The 17,833-nt window shown below is 71.6% G+C and carries 11 protein-coding genes; 8 read left to right on the plus strand and 3 right to left on the minus strand.

Features of this window, described 5'->3' with window-relative positions; all coding sequences use genetic code 11:
- Window positions 1–8: 8 nt before the first annotated feature.
- The 4 genes from oleC to ubiB are packed head-to-tail and all read left to right on the plus strand — an operon-like array spanning window position 9 to window position 5,002.
- Complete coding sequence (gene oleC, locus IE066_RS12530; protein WP_189450444.1) at window positions 9–1,676, plus strand: olefin beta-lactone synthetase; 1,668 nt, start codon at window positions 9–11, stop codon at window positions 1,674–1,676.
- A complete protein-coding gene (gene oleD, locus IE066_RS12535) occupies window positions 1,673–2,671 on the plus strand; it encodes a 2-alkyl-3-oxoalkanoate reductase (protein WP_189450446.1) in 999 nt (332 codons plus the stop codon). The genes oleC and oleD overlap by 4 nt, the downstream gene beginning before the upstream one ends.
- A 34-nt stretch (window positions 2,672–2,705) precedes the next feature.
- A complete protein-coding gene (locus IE066_RS12540) occupies window positions 2,706–3,344 on the plus strand; it encodes a ubiquinone biosynthesis accessory factor UbiJ (protein ID WP_189450448.1) in 639 nt (212 codons plus the stop codon).
- Window positions 3,341–5,002, plus strand: coding sequence for a ubiquinone biosynthesis regulatory protein kinase UbiB (gene ubiB / locus IE066_RS12545; protein WP_189450451.1), 1,662 nt, complete (start codon window positions 3,341–3,343; stop codon window positions 5,000–5,002). The genes IE066_RS12540 and ubiB overlap by 4 nt, the downstream gene beginning before the upstream one ends.
- Here ubiB and IE066_RS12550 read toward each other — a convergent pair whose 3' ends face one another.
- From IE066_RS12550 to IE066_RS12560, 3 genes are all read right to left on the minus strand, one after another.
- Window positions 5,003–6,190 (minus strand): BaiN/RdsA family NAD(P)/FAD-dependent oxidoreductase, encoded by a 1,188-nt coding sequence (locus IE066_RS12550; protein WP_189450454.1) that lies wholly within the window; start codon window positions 6,188–6,190, stop codon window positions 5,003–5,005. It abuts the gene before it with no gap.
- Window positions 6,191–6,297: 107 nt separating this feature from the next.
- Window positions 6,298–9,060, minus strand: a complete 2,763-nt coding sequence (locus IE066_RS12555; RefSeq protein WP_189450456.1) for a M16 family metallopeptidase — start codon at window positions 9,058–9,060, stop codon at window positions 6,298–6,300.
- Window positions 9,061–9,160: 100 nt separating this feature from the next.
- Window positions 9,161–11,542 (minus strand): S9 family peptidase, encoded by a 2,382-nt coding sequence (locus IE066_RS12560; protein WP_189450458.1) that lies wholly within the window; start codon window positions 11,540–11,542, stop codon window positions 9,161–9,163.
- Window positions 11,543–11,772: 230 nt separating this feature from the next.
- Here IE066_RS12560 and IE066_RS12565 point away from each other — a divergent pair, with 230 nt between their 5' ends.
- The 4 genes from IE066_RS12565 (at window position 11,773) to IE066_RS12580 (ending at window position 17,826) form a co-directional block, all read left to right on the plus strand.
- On the plus strand, window positions 11,773–13,191 hold the full coding sequence (locus IE066_RS12565) for a cytochrome ubiquinol oxidase subunit I (RefSeq protein WP_189450460.1): 1,419 nt from the start codon (window positions 11,773–11,775) through the stop codon (window positions 13,189–13,191).
- On the plus strand, window positions 13,191–14,204 hold the full coding sequence (cydB, locus tag IE066_RS12570; protein WP_189450463.1) for a cytochrome d ubiquinol oxidase subunit II: 1,014 nt from the start codon (window positions 13,191–13,193) through the stop codon (window positions 14,202–14,204). The genes IE066_RS12565 and cydB overlap by 1 nt, the downstream gene beginning before the upstream one ends.
- A 66-nt stretch (window positions 14,205–14,270) precedes the next feature.
- The gene (locus IE066_RS12575; RefSeq protein WP_189450465.1) at window positions 14,271–14,552 is read left to right on the plus strand and encodes a YcgL domain-containing protein; all 282 of its coding nucleotides are present in this window, start codon (window positions 14,271–14,273) and stop codon (window positions 14,550–14,552) included.
- Window positions 14,545–17,826 (plus strand): ankyrin repeat domain-containing protein, encoded by a 3,282-nt coding sequence (locus IE066_RS12580; protein WP_189450467.1) that lies wholly within the window; start codon window positions 14,545–14,547, stop codon window positions 17,824–17,826. Before IE066_RS12575 ends, IE066_RS12580 begins: the two co-directional genes overlap by 8 nt.
- Window positions 17,827–17,833 lie beyond the last annotated feature (7 nt).

Below are 17,833 nucleotides of genomic sequence, written 5' to 3' on the forward strand. Positions count from 1 at the left end.
CCGCGCGCATGAGCGGGTCCGCACGCACGCCCTGCAACATCGCCGCCGCGCTGCCCGACATGGCCGCGCGCGAGCCCGCGCGCATCGCGATGCGCTGCCCCGGAACGCGCGGGGCCGACGGCCTGGCGACTTACGACGTCGCGCTCAGCTACGCCGAACTCGATGCACGCAGCGACGCGATCGCGGCGGGCCTGGCCAGGCGCGGCGTCACGCGCGGCACGCGTTGCGTGGTGATGGTCAAGCCGTCGCCCGAGTTCTTCCTGCTGATGTTCGCGCTGTTCAAGGCCGGCGCGGTGCCGGTGCTGGTCGATCCCGGCATCGATAGGCGCGCGCTGAGGCAGTGCCTGGATGAGGCCGCGCCGGAGGCCTTCATCGGCATCCCGCTCGCGCAGCTCGCGCGCGTGCTGCTGCGCTGGTCGCGCAGCGCGCGCCTGCGTATCACCACCGGCGCGCGCGCGTGGCTCGCCGACGACACGCTCGCGCGCGTCGAGGCCGATGGCGCGGGCGCGGGCCCGCAGCTCGCCGATACGGAACCCGATGACGTCGCCGCGATCCTGTTCACCAGCGGCTCGACGGGCGTGCCCAAGGGCGTGATCTACCGGCACCGGCATTTCGTCGCGCAGATCGAGCTGATGCGAACCGCGCTCGGCATCCGCGAGGGCGAGGTCGACTTCCCGACGTTCCCGCCGTTCGCGCTGTTCGGCCCCGCGCTCGGGCTCACGTCGATCATTCCCGACATGGACGCCACGCGCCCGGCCAAGGCCGATCCGCGCAGGCTGCATGCGGCGATCGAGCGCTTCGGCGCGCAGCAGCTGTTCGGCTCGCCCGCGCTGATGCGTGTACTGGCCGAGTACGGGAAGCCGTTGCCGACGCTGCGCCGCGTCACCAGTGCCGGCGCGCCGGTGCCTGCCGAGGTGGTGGCACGCATCCGCGCACTGCTGCCCGCGGATGCGGCGTTCTACACGCCCTATGGCGCGACCGAATGCCTGCCCGTCGCGGTGATCGAGAGCCGCGAGCTGCAGGCCACGCGCGCGGCGACGGAAGCCGGCGCCGGTACCTGCGTCGGCCGCGCGGTGGCGCCGAACGAGGTGCGCATCATCCGCATCGACGATGCGCCGATCGAGCGCTGGTCCGATGATCTCGTCGTCGACACCGGCGTGATCGGCGAGATCACCGTCGCCGGCCCGACCGCCACCGATACCTATTTCCGTCGCGACGCGTCGACGAAGCTCGCGAAGATCCGGGAAGTAGCGCCGGACGGCAGCGAGCGCGTGGTGCATCGCATGGGCGACGTCGGCTGGCTCGATGCCGAGGGCCGCCTGTGGTTCTGCGGCCGCAAGACCCATCGCGTCGAGACCGCGACCGGCGCGCTCTACACCGAACAGGTCGAACCGGTGTTCAACACCCATGCCGACGTGCACCGCACGGCGCTCGTCGGCGTCGGCGCGGCGGGCGCGCAACGGCCGGTGCTCTGCGTAGAACTCAAGCCTGGCGTCGATGTGCGGGAATGGCCGCGCATCGAAGCCGGGCTGCGCGACATCGGCCGCGGCCATGCGAACACCGCGAGCATCGACGTGTTCCTGCGGTACGACGGCTTCCCCGTCGACATCCGTCACAACGCCAAGATCGGCCGCGAGAAGCTTGCGGCATGGGCCGCGAAGGAGATCGGTGCATGAGAGTCCTGGTTACCGGCGGCGGCGGCTTTCTCGGCCAGGCGCTCTGTCGCGGCCTGCGCGCACGCGGGCACGAGGTGGTGAGTTTCAATCGTGGGCATTACGCGGCGCTCGAGGCGATGGGCGTGGCGCAGATGCGCGGCGACCTCGCGCGCCGCGACGACGTCATCGCCGCTGCGCGCGGCTGCGACGCGATCTTCCACAACGCCGCCAAGGCCGGCGCGTGGAGCCGCGAGCCGCGCGAGTTCCATGACGCCAACGTCGCCGGCACGCAGCACGTGCTCGACGCCTGCCGCGAGCACGGCATCGGGCGGTTGGTCTACACCTCGACGCCGAGCGTCACCCATCGCGCCACGCATCCCGTCGCCGGCCTCGGCGCCGACGAAGTGCCCTACGGCGAGCATCTCAAGTCGCCCTATGCGTCGACCAAGAAGATCGCCGAGCAGCGCGTGCTGGCGGCGAACGACACGGACCTCGCCGTCGTCGCGCTGCGTCCGCGGCTGATCTGGGGCCCGGGCGACAACCAGCTGCTGCCGCGCATCGTCGAGCGCGCGCGCGTCGGCCGCCTGAAGCTGGTGGGCGACGGCGAAAATCTCGTCGACACCACCTACATCGACAATGCGGCGGATGCGCATTTCGCGGCCTTCGACGCGCTGGGACCGGGTGCGGCCTGCGCGGGCCGTGCGTACTTCGTCAGCAACGGCGATCCGCGCTCGATGCGCGAGACCATGGACGCGCTGCTCGATGCCGCCGGTGCGCCGCGCGCGAACGGCACGATCCCGTTCGGCGTCGCCTATGCGATCGGCGCCGCCTGCGAGGCCGCGTGGTCGTTGCTGCCGCTCAAGGGCGAGCCGCCGATGACGCGCTTTCTCGCCGAGCAGCTGGTCACCACGCACTGGTATTCGATGGAACCGGCGCGACGCGACTTCGGCTGGGTGCCCGCGGTGTCGTTTGAGGAAGGCCTGCGCCGCCTGCGCGCGGCCTGGCAGGGCGCGTAACGGGCGCAAACAGGCGCGCGGCTAGAATGCCGGCATGGACGAACGCCGAACGCCGCTCGACTCGCTGAAACCGCTGGCCGGGCGCGCGCTGGAGGCGGCGCTCAACCGCGCGCTGGCGCTCGATCCCGACACCCGCGACGGCCTGCGCGGCCTCGATGGCCGCCGCCTGGTGCTGCGCGTGGCCACGCCGCCGCTGGCGCTGCAGATCGACGTCGACGGCGACCGCCTGCGCGTCGGGCCCGTGGCCGGGGAGGCCGAGCCGGACCTGTCGGTGCGCGCGACGCTGGGCGGCCTGCTGGCGCAGCTGCCCTTCATGCGCCGCGACGACGCGCCCGCGGTCGGCAAGCTGCGCATCGAGGGCGATGCCGACCTCGCGCGCCGCCTGCAGCGCCTGGCCGAGCGCTTCGATCCCGACTGGCAGCGCCCGTTCGTGGCGGCCTTCGGCGACGTGCTCGGTGTGCAGGTCGCGCAGCTGATCCGCGCTGCGTTGAGCACCGCACGCAACGCCGCCGGCGTCGTCGCGACGAACGCCGCCGACTACGTGCAGCACGAATCGCAGGACGTCGTCGGCCGCGACGAGCTCGCCGCCTTCTTTGATGACATCGACACCGTGCGCGACGACGTCGATCGACTTGCCGCACGCGTGGCGCGCCTGTCCGGGCGACGCGCATGACGCCGGTGCTGCGTGCCTGGCGCATCGGCCGCGTGCTGCTGCGCTACCGCCTCGACGCGCTGCTCGACGGCACGCCGGCCGAGCGCTGGCTGAAGCTCGGGCGCCCGTTCGTGCCGCGTGCGAGCGCGGAGGTCGAAGCGCTGCCGCGCGGCGCGCGCCTGCGCCTGGCGTTGCAGGAGCTCGGGCCCATCTTCGTCAAGTTCGGGCAGATCCTCTCCACGCGCCGCGACCTCGTGCCGCACGACGTGGCCGAGGAACTCGCGCTGCTGCAGGATCGCGTCAAGCCGTTCGACGGCGAGATCGCGCGCGGCATCGTCGAGCAGTCGCTCGGCCGCCCGGTGGCCGAAGCATTCGCGAGCTTCGACACGACGCCGCTGGCCTCGGCCTCGATCGCGCAGGTACACGCAGCCACGCTGCCGGGCACCGGTCGCGAAGTGGTGGTCAAGGTATTGCGGCCCGGCATCCGCACGCAGATCACGCAGGACATCTCGTTGCTGCGCGCGCTCGCCGGCGTGGTCGAGCGCACCCATCCGAAGGCCGAGAAGATCCGCCCGCATGCGGTGGTCGACGAGATCGAGCACACGCTCGATGCCGAACTCGACCTGCAGCGCGAGGGCGGCAATGCCAGCGTGCTGCGCCGGTTCTGGGAGGGCAGCGACGATCTCTACGTGCCCGAGGTGATCTGGTCGCACAGCGGCGATCGCGTACTGACGCTCGAGCGCGTGCACGGCATCCCGTCGGACGACATCGCCGCGCTGGATGCCGCGGGCATCGACCGCCGCGCGCTCGCCGCCAAGGGCGTCCGCGTGTTCTACACGCAGGTGTTCCGCGACAACTTCTTCCATGCCGATGCGCATGCGGGAAACATCTGGGTCGACAGCGACCCGGCGCGGCGCGCGAATCCGCGCTTCATCGCGCTGGATTTCGGGATCATGGGCCAGCTCTCGGACGAGGACCAGTACTGGCTCGCCGAGAACTTCATGGCGATCTTCAACCGCGATTACCGCCGCATCGCCGAGCTGCACGTGGACGCCGGCTGGATGCCGGCGCACACGCGCATCGACGAACTCGAGGCCGCTGCGCGCGCCGTCTGCGAGCCGTACTTCACCCGCCCGCTGTCGGAAGTGCCGCTGGCCGAAGTGCTGGTCAAGCTGTTCCGCACCGCGCAGAAGTACGAACTCACGTTGCAGCCGCAGCTGATCCTGCTGCAGAAGACGCTGCTCAACATCGAGGGCGTCGGGCGCCTGCTCGATCCGCAGATCGACATCTGGGGCGTGGCCGAGCCGGTGCTGGCGCGCATCCTGCGCCAGCGCTACAGCCCGAAGCGGCTCGCGGTGGAGTTCCGCAAGCGCCTGCCGGAACTGGTCACGCATGCGCCGGAGATGCCGCGCCTGCTGCACGCCTGGCTGCGCCAGCAGGTGGAAGGCCGTCACGAACTCACGCTGCGCTCGGCGGAGCTGACGCATCTCGTGGACGAGGTGCGCCGCATGCAGCGCCGCACCGTGGCCGCGCTGCTGGGCACCGGCCTGATGATCGTCGCCGCGCTGCTGTACGCGCTGGAGGCGGGCGGGCCGAAGCTGCTGTCGGTCCCGGCGGCGGCGTGGATCGCCGGCGTCGCGGGCCTGTGGGCGCTGCGCGCGGGCTGGCCGCGTCGCTGATCAGGCGCAGACCGCCCCGCCGCAGGCATGGCCCGCGGCCCAGGCCCACTGGAAGTTGTAGCCGCCCAGCCAGCCGGTGACGTCGACCACCTCGCCGACGAAGTAGAGCCCGGGCACGCGGCGCGATTCCATTGTGGTCGACGACAGCTCGTGCGTGTCGACGCCGCCCAGCGTGACCTCCGCGGTGCGATAGCCCTCGGTGCCGCTCGCCGTGACTGGAAAACGCTGCAGCAGCGCGGCCGCCTCGCGCAGCTGCGGCGGGGTGAACTGCTTCATCGGCCGGTCGGTCAGCCAGACCTCGCACAGGCGCTGCGCGAAGCGTTTGGGCAGCACCTCGGCGAGCACGGTGTGCAGCATCGCGGCGGGGCGTGCGGCGCGCTGGGCCTCGAGGAAATCGAGCGCGTCGAGGCCCGGCAGCAGGTCGAGCACCAGCGCGTCGCCGGGTTGCCAGAAGGACGAGATCTGCAGGATCGAGGGCCCGCTCAGGCCACGATGGGTGATCAGCATCTGGTTGCTGAAGCTCGCGCCGTTGGCCTCGGCGGTGACCGGGAACGCCACGCCGCTGAGCTCCGCGAAGCGCTGCTGGTGCGTGCCGCTGAGCGTGAGCGGCACCAGACCCGCGCGCGTGGGCAGCACCGCGTGGCCGAAGCTGCGCGCGAGCTCGTAACCGAAACCGGTCGCGCCCATGCTCGGGATCGACAGCCCGCCCGTGGCGACGACCAGCGCCGGCGCGCGGAACGTGCCCGCGGCCGTATGCACGCGGAAGTCGCGCTCGCCCATCGCTTCCACGCGATCGACGCCGCACGAGGTGAGCACGCGCACGCCGGCCGCCGTGCACTCGTCCATCAGCATCTTCACGATGAGCTTGGATGACTCGTCGCAGAACAGCTGCCCGAGTTCCTTCTCGTGGTACGCGATGCGATGGCGCTCCACCATCTCGATGAAATGCCAGGGCGTGTAGCGCGCCAGCGCCGACTTGCAGAAATGCGGATTGCCCGACAGGTAGTTCGCGGGCGTGGTGCCGGTGTTGGTGAAATTGCAGCGCCCGCCGCCGGACATCAGGATCTTCTTGCCGACGCGGTTGGCGTGCTCGATCACCGCCACGCGCAGGCCGCGCCGCCCCGCGGTGAACGCGCACATCAGGCCGGCGGCGCCGCCACCGATGATCAGGACGTCGTAATCGTGCATGGCGCGGCGCGCGTGAAACGGAAGCGGCGGGGCGCGCAGTATCGCGTCGTCGCGCTGAACCCGCGCGCCCAAGGCCGCGACGGGGCGTCCGTCGCGGCCATCGTCGCCTACTTCGCGGGCGTCGCCTTGGCGAAATCGCCGGCGAGGTAGACGCTCAGCTTCGCCGGGTCGATGTGGCGGCGGATCGCGGCATTGACCTCGTCGGCCGTCAGCGCGGCCAGGCGCGCGTCGATGCCGGCCTGGAAACGCATGTCGCGCGCGTAGTAGAGGTTGCTGCCGAGCGTGGCGGCCACGTTGCCGTCGGCGGCGCGCGACTGGCGGCGCTGGGTCAGCAGGCCGGCGACCGCGTCGCGCAACTCGTCGGTGCTGACGCCGTCGCGCATCAGGCGCTCGATTTCCTCGCGCAGCGCGGCTTCCACCTTCTCGGCGTTCTGTGGCGCGGCGATCGCCTGCACCGACAGGCTGCCGGCATCGTCACGGCCCTCGCGGCTGGCATCGGCGCTGAGGCTGCTGCCCACGCCGTAGCTCAGGCCGTCCTTCTGGCGGATACGGTCGGTCAGGCGCGACTTCATGCCGCCGCCGCCGAGGATGGAGTTGGCGACCAGCAGCGCGGGGTAGTCGGCGTCTCGATCGTTGAGCGAGATGTTCAGCCGCGCGAGCACGACGGCATTCGCCTTGTCGGGCGACTCCAGCCGCTGGCGTTCGGGTGCGATGTCGACATGGTGCGTGGGAATCGGCGCGTAGCGCACCGGCGAGCGCCAGCCGGCGAACAGCGTTTCGAGTTGCGTGCGCATCGCCTCGGCGTCGAAATCGCCGACCACGCTGATCTCGCCTTCGGCGGTGCCGTAGAAGCGCTGGTGGAAGCGGCGCACGTCCTCGATCTTGAGCGCGCGCAGGTCGGCTATCGCCTCGTCAATCGACTGATGGCGCAGCGGATGGCCTTCGGGCCAGATGTCGAAGTGCTCGGCCAGCGCCTGCGCGGCGAGCGTGCCGGGTTCCTTGCGCGCCGATTCCAGCCCGGTGATCGCCTGCAGGCGGTACTGCTCGAACTCGGCTTCGGAAAAGGCCGGATTGCGCAGGATGTCGGCGGCCAGCACGAGCGCCTCGCCGATGCTGTCACGGCGCGAGGTCAACGAGATGTTGGCCGACTGCATGCCGCCGCCGATGCCCCATTCGGTGCGCAGCGCCTCGAAGCGGCGCGCGATCTCGTCGCGCGTGAGCGACTGCGAGCCGCGCGCGAGCAGCGCGCCCGCGGCGCCGCTGGCCGCGCGCGGGCTCGCCTTGAGCTGCTCGACGTCGCCGAAGCGGAAGGTCGCGCGCAGCACCACGGTGTCGCCGCGCGTGTCCTTGGGCAGCAGCGCGACCTTCAGGCCATCGCCGATCGTGAACGTCTGCGTGCGCGCCTGGATGTTCTCCGGCGTGGCGTCGAAGGCCTCGCCCGCGGCGACCGCTTCCTTGCCGGTGTAGCCCGCGAGCAGGCTGTCGGCGTCGGGCGCCTCCGGCAGCTCGACGCGGTCGGGCGCGTCGGTCGGCACGAAGCGGCCGAGCGTGCGGTTGCTGGACTTGAAGTAGGTGCGTGCCACGCGGTTGACGTCGTCGGCAGTGACCGCGGCGATGCGATCGCGCTGCAGGAACGGCAGGCGCCAGTCGCCGTTGGCCACCGCGCCGGTGAGCGACATGCCGACCGCGTTGACGTCGGTCATCAGCAGCTCGAAGCCGTTGGCGATGCGCTGCTTGGACTGCGCGACCTCCTCGTCGGTGACCGGGCGCGCGGCGAGCTGTTCGATCTGCTTCAGCAGCTCGGCCTCCACGTTCGATGGATCGCCATCCTTCGGATACGCGGCGACCAGCGTCGCGAGGCCGGCGTCGCGCAGCAGGCTCGCGCCCGCGCCGGTGCCGGCGGCCAGGCGCGTTTCCACCAGCGCCTTGTGTAGGCGGCCGGTCGGCGTGTCGCCCAGCACGTCGAACAGCACGGTGAGTGCGGCGCTGTCGGGATGCGTGTAGGCGGGCAGGTGGTAGGCGAGCATCGCGAAGCGCAGGTCGCCGGTGCGGCGCACGGTGACCTCGCGCTCGCCGTCCTGCGCCGCATCCTTCGTGTAGAAGCGCGGTAGCGGCGCGGCCGGGCGCTTGACCGCCCCGAAGGACCTGGCGACCTGCGCGAGCGTGCGCGTGGGCTCGATGCGGCCCGCGATCACCAGCGTGGCATTGTCCGGGCGGTACCAGGTCCGGTAGAAGGCCTGCAGGCGCTCGATCGGCACGTTCTCGACGTCGCTGCGCGCGCCGATCGTGCTGTTGCCGTAGTTGTGCCACTGGTAGGCGGCGGCTCGCACGCGCTGGCCAAGCACGGCGCCCGGATTGTTCTCGCCCGCTTCCATCTCGTTGCGGACGACCGTCATCTCGCTGTCGAGATCCTTCTTCGCGACGAAGGAATTGACCATGCGGTCGGCTTCCAGCGCGAGCATCCAGTCAAGCGTTTCGTCGCTGGCCGGGAACGAGCCGAAGTAGTTGGTGCGGTCGAGCGAAGTGGTGGCATTGAAGCCGATGCCGCGCTTCTTCATCTCCGCCGGGATCTCGCGGTGCGTGGGCGTGCCCTTGAACAGCAGGTGCTCGAGCAGGTGCGCCATGCCGGAATCGCCGTAGTTCTCGTGCACCGACCCCACGCCGTAGGTGATGTTGGTGGTGACGGTCGGCTTGCTCGCGTCGGGGAACAGCAGCACGCGAAGGCCGTTGGCGAGGCGGTACTCGCAGATGCCCTCGATGCAGGGGCCGGCGCTCATGCCCTTGGGCAGCGCGGGGGTATCTGCGGCGAACGCGGGCGACAGGACGAGCGCGCAGGCGAGCGCGAGCGGAAGCAGGCGGTGGCGTGACATCGGGATTCCCTTCGGTGCCGGCCGCTCGGGCGCGGCGCATGGATCGTGCCCGCCGGTCGTGCCGGCGGGCGTGTTTCAGGCTGAAGCGGGCAGCGCGGCGTTACTGGCCGAGCGCCTCCCCGAACAGCTCGCGGATGCGGCGGTACTCGTCGTACCACGCGTCCGGATGGGTGAAGCCGTGGCGCTCCATCGGGTACGGCGCGATCGCCCACTTGTCCTTGCGCAGCTCGATGAGCTTCTGCGTGAGCATCACCGAGTCCTTGAAAAACACGTTGTCGTCGATCATGCCGTGTGCGATCAGCAGGTGGTCCTGCAGGCCGTTCGCGTACTCGATCGGTGAGCTGATCCGGTACGCCTCGGGATCGATCTCCGGCGTGTTGAGGATGTTGCTGGTGTACTCGTGGTTGTACTGCGACCAGTCGGTGACCGGGCGCAGTGCCGCGCCGGCCTTGAACGTGCCGGGGCTCTTGAACAGCGCGATCAGCGACATGAAGCCGCCGTAGCTGCCGCCGTAGATGCCGGCGCGGTCGCGGTCGGCCTGACGGTTGGCGACGGCCCAGTCGAGCGCGTCGAGGTGGTCCTGCAGCTCCGGCACGCCCATCTGGCGGTAGATGGCGGTGCGCCAGTCGCGGCCGTAGCCGCTGGAGGCGCGGTAGTCGATGTCCAGCACCACGTAACCCGAGTCGACGAGCAGGTTGTTGAACATCTGCTCGCGGAAGTAGTTCGGATAGCGCGCGTGCACGTTCTGCAGGTAGCCCGCGCCGTGCACGAACATCACCACCGGGTACTTCCTGCCGGGCTCGTAGTTCTTCGGGCCGTAGAACTTGCCCCAGATGGTGCCGGCGCCGTGCTTGCTCGGGATCTGCACGATCTCCGGCTGGATGAAATCGATCGCCTTGTACTGCGGCGTGCGGCTGTCGGTGAGCGTGCGCGCCTCGCCGCCGTTGGCGTCGAGCACGGCGAGCTGCGCCGGCACATAGGCCGAGGAATGCCGCACCAGCAGCTTCGATTCGTCCGGCGACAGCGCGAAGTCCTCGACGCCGTCGAGGTTGGTCAGCTCGCGCACCGCGCCGCCATCGACGTCGACCGCGCAGACCTCGTAGTCGCCCGGCCAGTTGCGGTTGCAGCCGAAGAAGAAGCGGTGGCCGTCGCGCGCCGGGCGCGGGTTCGACACTTCCCACTTGCCGCTGGTGATCGCACGCGCCTGGCCCGGCGCGTCGCTGATGTAGAGATGGCCGTAGCCGCTCTTCTCCGACATGAACCACAGGCGGTTGCGGCCGTTGCCGGGCAGCCAGCCGAACTCGTTGAAATTCCAGTTGATCCACGCCGGGTCGGTCAGGCGGTCGCGCGCGACGAGCTTCTTCGCCGCGGTGTCGACCTGCGCGATCCAGCGGTCCTTGTTGTCGACCGCGCGCACCAGCACCGCGGCGTCGCGGCCGTCGTCGCTCCAGTGGATGGCCGGGCCGCTGCCGTCGCCGTCGGTCTCGATGCGCACGGCGCGCGCGCCCTCGAGCGGCTTCTGGCCGGCCTTCCTGCGCAGCTCGGCGAGCGGGTCGGTCTTGATGCCCGGCAGGTCGTCGAACTTGAGCGGCGAGACGGCGCCGGTGGCGACCTCGACCAGCCACAGCGAATGCGCGGCCGGCGGATTGCGGCCGACGCGCGTGCGGCCTTCCTCGAATTCCTCGTAGCCCGATTCGGTCACGTACTTCGGCATCTTCGTGGCCTGGCCGAGGTTCGCGTCCTTCGGATAGGTGACCGCGAGCAGCCAGCGCCCGTCGGGCGAGAGCGCGCTGTCGACCAGTTCGACGTCCTTGCCGAGGTAGGCCGCCGGCGGCGCGGCGGTGGGATCGGCCGCGCGCCAGGCCTTGTCCTGCGCCTTGGCCGCCTCGCGCTTCTCGCGGTCGGTGCGCAGCGTGTCGATCATGCGCAGCTGGCGCGCGCGCAGGTCGTCGTCCTTCTTCGCCTTGTCCGGATCCTCCTCGGCCTTGAGCAAGGCGGCCTGCGCGATGCCGGCGCCGGCGCGCCAGGCGAACCAGTCGTTGTCGGCGCGGAACACCAGCTGCCCTTGCGGGCCCCACTGCGGGCGCGATTCCTGCGCGGCGGTGCGCGTCACCTGCGTGAGCGCGCCGGTCCTGAGGTCGCGCACGAAGATGTCGCCGCCGCGCGCGAACGCCATGCGCGTGCCGCTCGCGTCGACCACGCCGTCGCCGTCGATGCCCGCGCGATCGGCGCCGTCGAGCTTCGTCGCGGCGCCGCCGGTGATCGGCAGGCGGAAGGTGTCGCGGATCGTCGCGCCGGTGCGCTTCTGCGTGTAGTAGGCCGACTGCCCGTCCCAGGACCACCAGGCCTGCTCGATGCCGTTGCCGATCCAGTCCGGATCGGCCATGGCCTGGTCGAGGGTGACGCGGGGCGCCGTCTGCGCGGCGGCGAGCGGCGCGAGGCCGGCGAGGAGGAGGGCGGTGACGAGGCTGCTGCGACGCATCGGCGGGTCCGTGGAACGAAGTCGCCGGAGGGTAACAGCCGCTGCACCGGGTCGGCTGTGGCATCCGTCATTGCGCGCGTTCAGCGTCGCGCCCGCGGCATCCGGGGCACGGGCGACAGGCTGCGCATGCCCGGCTGCGCCTGCGCCCGGGCGGCTTCACTGACATCGCCCAGCGACAGGCGCACAATACGCCGGCGAATAGACGACCACGATCGTAGGGAGAGCCCTCGATGGATGCGCTGTTGCTGTCACGGATCCAGTTCGGATTCGTCATCTCGTTCCACATCCTGTTCCCGGCCTTCACCATCGGCCTCGCCAGCTGGCTGGCGTTCTGCAACTGGCGCTTCCTGCGCACCCGCGACACGGTCTGGCAGGACATCTACTTCTTCTGGCTGCGCATCTTCGCCATCAGCTTCGGCATGGGCGTGGTGAGCGGCATCGTCATGAGCTTCCAGTTCGGCACCAACTGGGCGGTGCTCAGCGAGAAGGCCGGCAACATCCTCGGGCCGGTGATGAGCTACGAGGTGCTCACCGCGTTCTTCCTCGAGGCGACCTTCCTCGGCGTGATGCTGTTCGGCCACAAGCGGGTGTCGGAGAAGCTGCATTTCTTCGCCACCTGCATGGTGGCGCTGGGCACGCTGATCTCGATGTTCTGGATCCTGTCGGCCAACAGCTGGATGCAGACGCCGCAGGGCTACACGATCACCGCAGACGGCATCTTCGAGCCCGCCGACTGGTGGGCGATCATCTTCAATCCCTCGTTCCCGTACCGGCTGGTGCACATGGCGCTGGCCGCGTTCATCACCACCTGCCTGGTGGTGGGCGGCGTGAGCGCGGGCTATCTGCTGCGCGGCACGCACGTCGAGGCGGCCAAGCGGATGCTGCGCATGGCGGTGCTGTTCGCCGGCATCACCGTGCCGCTGCAGATATTCGTCGGCGACCTGCACGGCCTCGCCGTCGGCGAGCACCAGCCGACCAAGCTCGCCGCGATCGAGGGCCACTGGGAGCCCACGCAGCCCGGCGCAGGCGTGCCGCTGGTGGTATTCGGCCTGCCCGACAGCGAAGCGGAGCGCAATCACTACGAGGTCGCGGTGCCGCGCCTGGGCAGCCTCATCCTCACGCACTCCTGGGACGGCGACATCCGCAGCCTCAAGGAAGTGCCGCGCGAGGACCGCCCGCCGGTGGCGCCGGTGTTCTGGTCGTTCCGCGTGATGGTCGGGCTGGGCATGCTGATGCTGCTGATGTCGGCGGCCTCGCTGTGGGCGCTGCGCAGGAAGCGGCTGTACGAATCGCGCGCGCTGCTGCGCTTCTGGCGTGCGATGACCTTCAGCGGCTTCATCGCGCTGCTGGCCGGCTGGTACGTGGTGGAGATCGGCCGCCAGCCCTGGGTGATCTACGGCCTGCTGCGCACGGCGCAGGCGGTCAGCCCGAACGTGGAGGCCGGCAGCGTGATCGCCTCGCTCGCCGCGTTCGGCATCGTCTACGCGATCGTGTTCGGCGCGGGCATCTGGTACATCGTCAAGCTCGTCAAGCATGGCCCCGTGCCGCATGATCCGGGCCCGCAGGCCGACGACGGCGAACGGCGGCCGAAGCGCCCGCTGTCGGTGGGCGACGACTTCGACGACGAAGAAATCCGGGAGGCCCGTTGATGGACGCCGTCACCGTTCTGCCGGTGGTGTGGTTCTTCATCATCGGCTTCGCCGTGATCATGTACGTGCTGCTCGACGGCTTCGTGCTCGGCATCGGCGTGCTCGCGCCGTTCGCGCGCGATTCGCAGGACCTCGACCTGATGATGAACACCGCCGCCCCGATCTGGGACGGCAACGAGACCTGGCTGGTGCTCGGCGGCGCCGGCCTGCTGGCCGCGTTCCCGGTCGCCTACAGCGTCGCGCTCTCGGGCCTGTACCTGCCGGTGCTGCTGATGCTGATCGCGCTGATCTTCCGTGGCGTCGCCTTCGAGTTCCGCTTCAAGGCCACGCGCGCCAAACGCTTCTGGGGCGGCGCGTTCGCCGCCGGCTCCACCTTCGCCGCGTTCGCGCAGGGGGTGATCCTCGGCGCGATCGTGGAAGGCATGCCGCTGCGCGACGGGCGCTACGTCGAAGGCGCGTTCGGCTGGTTCAGCCCGTTCGCGATGCTCACCGGCGTGGCGCTGGTGTTCGGCTACGCGCTGCTGGGCAGCACCTGGCTGATCCTCAAGACCGAGGGCCGCCTGCAGCGCGTCTCGCGCTACATGGCGCGGCCGCTGGTGCTGGTGGTGGTCGCGTTCATGGGGCTGGTCAGCGCGTGGCTGCCGTTCCTCGACTCGCGGATCATGGCGCGCTGGTTCGAGGGCGGCAGTTTCTGGTGGCTCGCGCCGGTGCCGGTGGCCGCGCTCGCCAACGCTCTGTGGCTGTGGCGCGCCTCGCTGCGCGAGGGCCGCGACGCGACCCCGTTCATCCTCACCCTGAGCTTCTTCGTGCTCGGCTTCGTCGGGCTGGTGTTGGGGCTCTGGCCGAACATCATCCCGCCCAACCTGACCATCTGGGACGCCGCCTCGCCGCCGTCCTCGCAGGGCTTCATGCTGGTCGGCATGGTGATCCTGCTGCCGGCCATCCTCGGCTACACGTGGTGGTCGTACCGCGTGTTCGCCGGCAAGGTCTCCGCGGACGCCGGCTACCACTGATTCCGCGACGGAAGCGCGCGGCGCAGCGGGTATGCTGTGCCGACGCCCGCACCGAGCGTCGTCGCGATGCACGCCTACGTCTACAAGAGCCTTCGCAAGGCCGATACCTACGTCTACCTCGCCGCGCGCGACGCTTTGGACGCGTTGCCCGAGCCGGTGCGCGCGCAGCTGGGCGGGCTGGAGTTCGTGCTCGAGATCGAGCTGACGCCGGAGCGCCGGCTGGCACGCGCGAATCCCGTGCAGGTGCGCGAGGCGCTGGCGACGCGCGGCTTCTTCCTGCAGATGCCGCCGCCGCCCGACGCGGCCGCCTACGACGCCGAAGAGTTCTACCGGAGCCGCGATGCCTGATCGACGGGCTCCACGCGCGATCGCGCTGATCGTCGCGGCGGTGGCGCTGGCGGCGGTCGCCGTGGTGGCGCTGCCGGCGGCGGCGCTCGGCCTGCTGCTCGCGCAACCGCTCGCCGCGCTCGGCCTCGCGCTGCGCCGCGGCGACGTGCGCAGGCTGTCGACGCGTCATGCGCTCGCCGTGCTCGCGCTGTGGTCGGCGGCCACCGCCGGCAGTGCCGCGCTGGTGGGCTGGCCGCTGGATGCATTGCTGCGCAGCGGCTCGCTGTCGGCGGCGATCGCGACCAGCCTCGCGGTCGGCATCGCTTGGCTTCTGCTGTGGCCGACGTGGCCCGTGTGGCCGGGCACCGAGCGCGATGGCGACCTGCGCACGCACTGGGCCGTGCGCGACGACGTCGACCGCGGCGCCTGGCGCGGGCTCGGCATCGCCGCCTGCGTGCTGCTGCCTGCGCTGGGCGTGCTGCTGCTGGCCTGGCCCGGCCTGCTGCAGGGCCCGGCGCGCTGGGGCATCGCGATCGCGCTGGCGTTCGCCACGCCGGCGTTGCACCTGTTGATCCAGCGATTCGCGCCGGCGCGTGCCGTCGCGCACGTGGTGTCACCCGATGACGACGTGCACATCGAGGCCGCGCCGGTCGAGCCGCTGCCGGCACGCGCCGAGGCCGCCGATCCGCAGGCGCTCGCGCGCGAGCTCTATGCCGCGGCGCGCGGCGGGCGCGTCGAGCGTGCGCTCGCGCTGATCGATGCCGGCGCGGACGTGCGCGCGCTCCCGACGCCCGGCGACCGCGACCAGCGCGCGCTGCCCGTTCTGGCCGCGGTGCTGCCCGACCTGCGCCTGCTGCGAGCGCTGATCGCGGCAGGCGTCGACATCAACGCCGCGCATGCCGGTATGACGCCGCTGCTGGCCGCCACCCGCGACAGCTGGCACGGCCGCCCCGAGGCCGTGATGACGCTGCTGTCCAACGGCGCCGATCCGCGCGCGAAGGACGCCGACGGCAATACCGCGCTGCACTTCGCCGCGCGCAGCACCGATCCGGGCGTGGCCGCATTGCTGCGCGATGCCGCCGCCGAGCTCGAGGTCCTCAACAACGAGGGCCTGTCGCCGCTGGGCATGGCCTGCGCCGCCGGCAACTGGCGCGTCGCCCGTTTCCTGCTCGAGCGCGGCGCGCGGCCCGAGCCGCCGGGCGGACAGCCCGCGCTGCTCGCCGCCGCGGGCAGCGAGGACGACGATCCCGCCGGCGTCGTGCTGCTGCTCAAGAGCCGGGCCCGCGTCGACGCGCGCGACCGCCAGGGCCGCAGCGCGCTGCACGTGGCCGCGCATGCGGGCCACATCGAGATCGTCGTAGCGCTGCTCGAGGCCGGCGCCGATCCGACGCTGTCGGACGCGAACGGACGCACGCCGCTGATGGAAGCCGTGCGCGGCGGCCATCTCGACGTCGTCGACGAACTGCTGCGCCAGCTGCCCGACGGCGGCGCCGCGCAGGCCGCGCGCGTGGACAGCGAGGGTCGCGGGCTGCTCTCGCTGGCCTGCGACAGCGATCGTGCGACGTCGGAACTGGTCTCGCGGCTGATCGCACTCGGCGCCGATCCCGCGCAGGCCGACAGGCAGGGCCGCCGGCCGGTCGACCGGGCCGCCGAGTCGGGCCGCTGGGCGCTGGTCGCCGCGCTCGACGCCGGCTACCGCCTGCCGGCCGCGCTGCGCGACGACGACGACGCGCCGCTGCCCGATCGCGCGCCGATCGCGCTGCTGCGCGAAGGGCTGCGCGAAGGCCGCAGCGGGCTCGACGACATCGTGCGCCTGCTCACGCCGGGCGATCTCGGCCTGCTGCTGCACGACGACGACATCGTCGCCGACCCGCGCAACGTCGCCTGGCTGCTCTCGCGCGGCGCCGATCCATATGTTCGTGACGGGCAGGGCCAGACCGCGCTGTTCGTGCTGCTGGGCCGCGGCCCCGCTGCGCTGCCGGCGCTGCGCCGCCTGCTAGACGCCGGCGTGTCGCCCGCGGGCCGCGGTGGCCTCGCGCGATTCCTCGCCGCCTGCGTACCGGGCGACGTGCACGGCGAGCGCCTCGCGCTGGAACTGCTCGATCGCGGTGTCGATCCGTTCGGCCCATCGCGCGGCGGCGATCCCGCGATCACCCTCGCGGTGCGCCTGGGCTGGCTGCCGCTGATCGAGCGCCTGCTGCAGATCGGTACCGGCCTCGATGCGCGCGACAGCCGCGGCATGAGCGCGCTGCACCTCGCTGCCGCGCTCGGCCGCGTCGACATCGTCAAGCGCCTGATCGCGCATGGCGCCTGCACCGAGTTGCGCGCGACCGACGGCCAGACGCCGCTGGGCGTTGCGCTGGCCGCCGGCCGTCGCGACATCGCCGACTGGCTGGACTGGCGCAGCTGGCCGCTGCCGCGCCGCCCGCTGCGCGCGCAGGACGTGCCTGCCGCCGCGATGGCCGGCGACGACGAGGCCGTGCGCCGCCTGCTCGACCTCGGCCTGCCGGTGGACGCCGTCGACCGCCAGGGCTGCAGCGCGCTGCTGCGCGCGGCCGGTGGCGGGCATCGCGCGGTGGTCGAGCTGCTGCTGCAGCGCGGCGCCGATCCGGGCCTCGCCGCGCAGTCCGGCGCCACGCCGCTGTCGGCCGCGGTGTCGATGCGGCACCTGGACATCGTCGATCGCCTCGTCGCGGCCGGCGTCGCGCTCGAGCAGCGCCTGCCCGGCGACGTCACCGTGCTGATGGTGGCGAGCGCGCTCGGCCTGCCCGAACTCGCGATGCGCCTGATCGCCGCCGGCGCCGACGTGCAGGCCGTCGACGCGCAGGGCCGCAACGCGCTGCACTGCGCCGCGCTGTACGCGTTCACCGCGCGCGACCGCGCACGCGTGGTCGCGCTGCTCGACACACTGGTGCTCGCCGGCGTCGAGCCCGACCAGGCCGCCAACGGCGTCACGCCGCTGCTGTTGCTGCTCGGCGCGCGCGCCGAGCCCGGCACCGCGGTGGACGAGGACGTCCTGCTCGCCGCGCTGGATCAACTGCTCGCGCAGGACGTGCGCCTTGACGCGCGCGATCCGCGCGGCTTCGGCCCACTGCACCTGGCCGCGCTGCACGGGCTGTCGCGCGTGGTGCAGCACCTGCTGAAGGCGGGCGCCGACCCGGATCTTCGCGACTCGCTCAACCGCAGCCCGCGCGAGATCGCGCTGATGCGCGGCTTCGTCGACATCGCCGCCGAGTTCGCACCGGCCACCTCGCCGCGCGACATCTCGATGGCGCGCTTCCTGCGCGATCGTTGACGGCCGC

This window comes from Cognatilysobacter xinjiangensis (genome assembly GCF_014651995.1).
Lineage (GTDB): Bacteria > Pseudomonadota > Gammaproteobacteria > Xanthomonadales > Xanthomonadaceae > Cognatilysobacter > Cognatilysobacter xinjiangensis.

Coding starts and splice junctions, on each gene's coding strand:
- cydB (WP_189450463.1), top strand. CDS start 13,191: ATGGACGCCGTCACCGTTCTGCCGGTGGTGTGGTTCTTCATCATCGGC.
- ubiB (WP_189450451.1), top strand. CDS start 3,341: ATGACGCCGGTGCTGCGTGCCTGGCGCATCGGCCGCGTGCTGCTGCGC.
- IE066_RS12580 (WP_189450467.1), top strand. CDS start 14,545: ATGCCTGATCGACGGGCTCCACGCGCGATCGCGCTGATCGTCGCGGCG.
- IE066_RS12550 (WP_189450454.1), bottom strand. CDS start 6,190: ATGCACGATTACGACGTCCTGATCATCGGTGGCGGCGCCGCCGGCCTG.
- IE066_RS12575 (WP_189450465.1), top strand. CDS start 14,271: ATGCACGCCTACGTCTACAAGAGCCTTCGCAAGGCCGATACCTACGTC.
- IE066_RS12540 (WP_189450448.1), top strand. CDS start 2,706: ATGGACGAACGCCGAACGCCGCTCGACTCGCTGAAACCGCTGGCCGGG.
- IE066_RS12565 (WP_189450460.1), top strand. CDS start 11,773: ATGGATGCGCTGTTGCTGTCACGGATCCAGTTCGGATTCGTCATCTCG.
- IE066_RS12560 (WP_189450458.1), bottom strand. CDS start 11,542: ATGCGTCGCAGCAGCCTCGTCACCGCCCTCCTCCTCGCCGGCCTCGCG.
- IE066_RS12555 (WP_189450456.1), bottom strand. CDS start 9,060: ATGTCACGCCACCGCCTGCTTCCGCTCGCGCTCGCCTGCGCGCTCGTC.
- oleD (WP_189450446.1), top strand. CDS start 1,673: ATGAGAGTCCTGGTTACCGGCGGCGGCGGCTTTCTCGGCCAGGCGCTC.
- oleC (WP_189450444.1), top strand. CDS start 9: ATGAGCGGGTCCGCACGCACGCCCTGCAACATCGCCGCCGCGCTGCCC.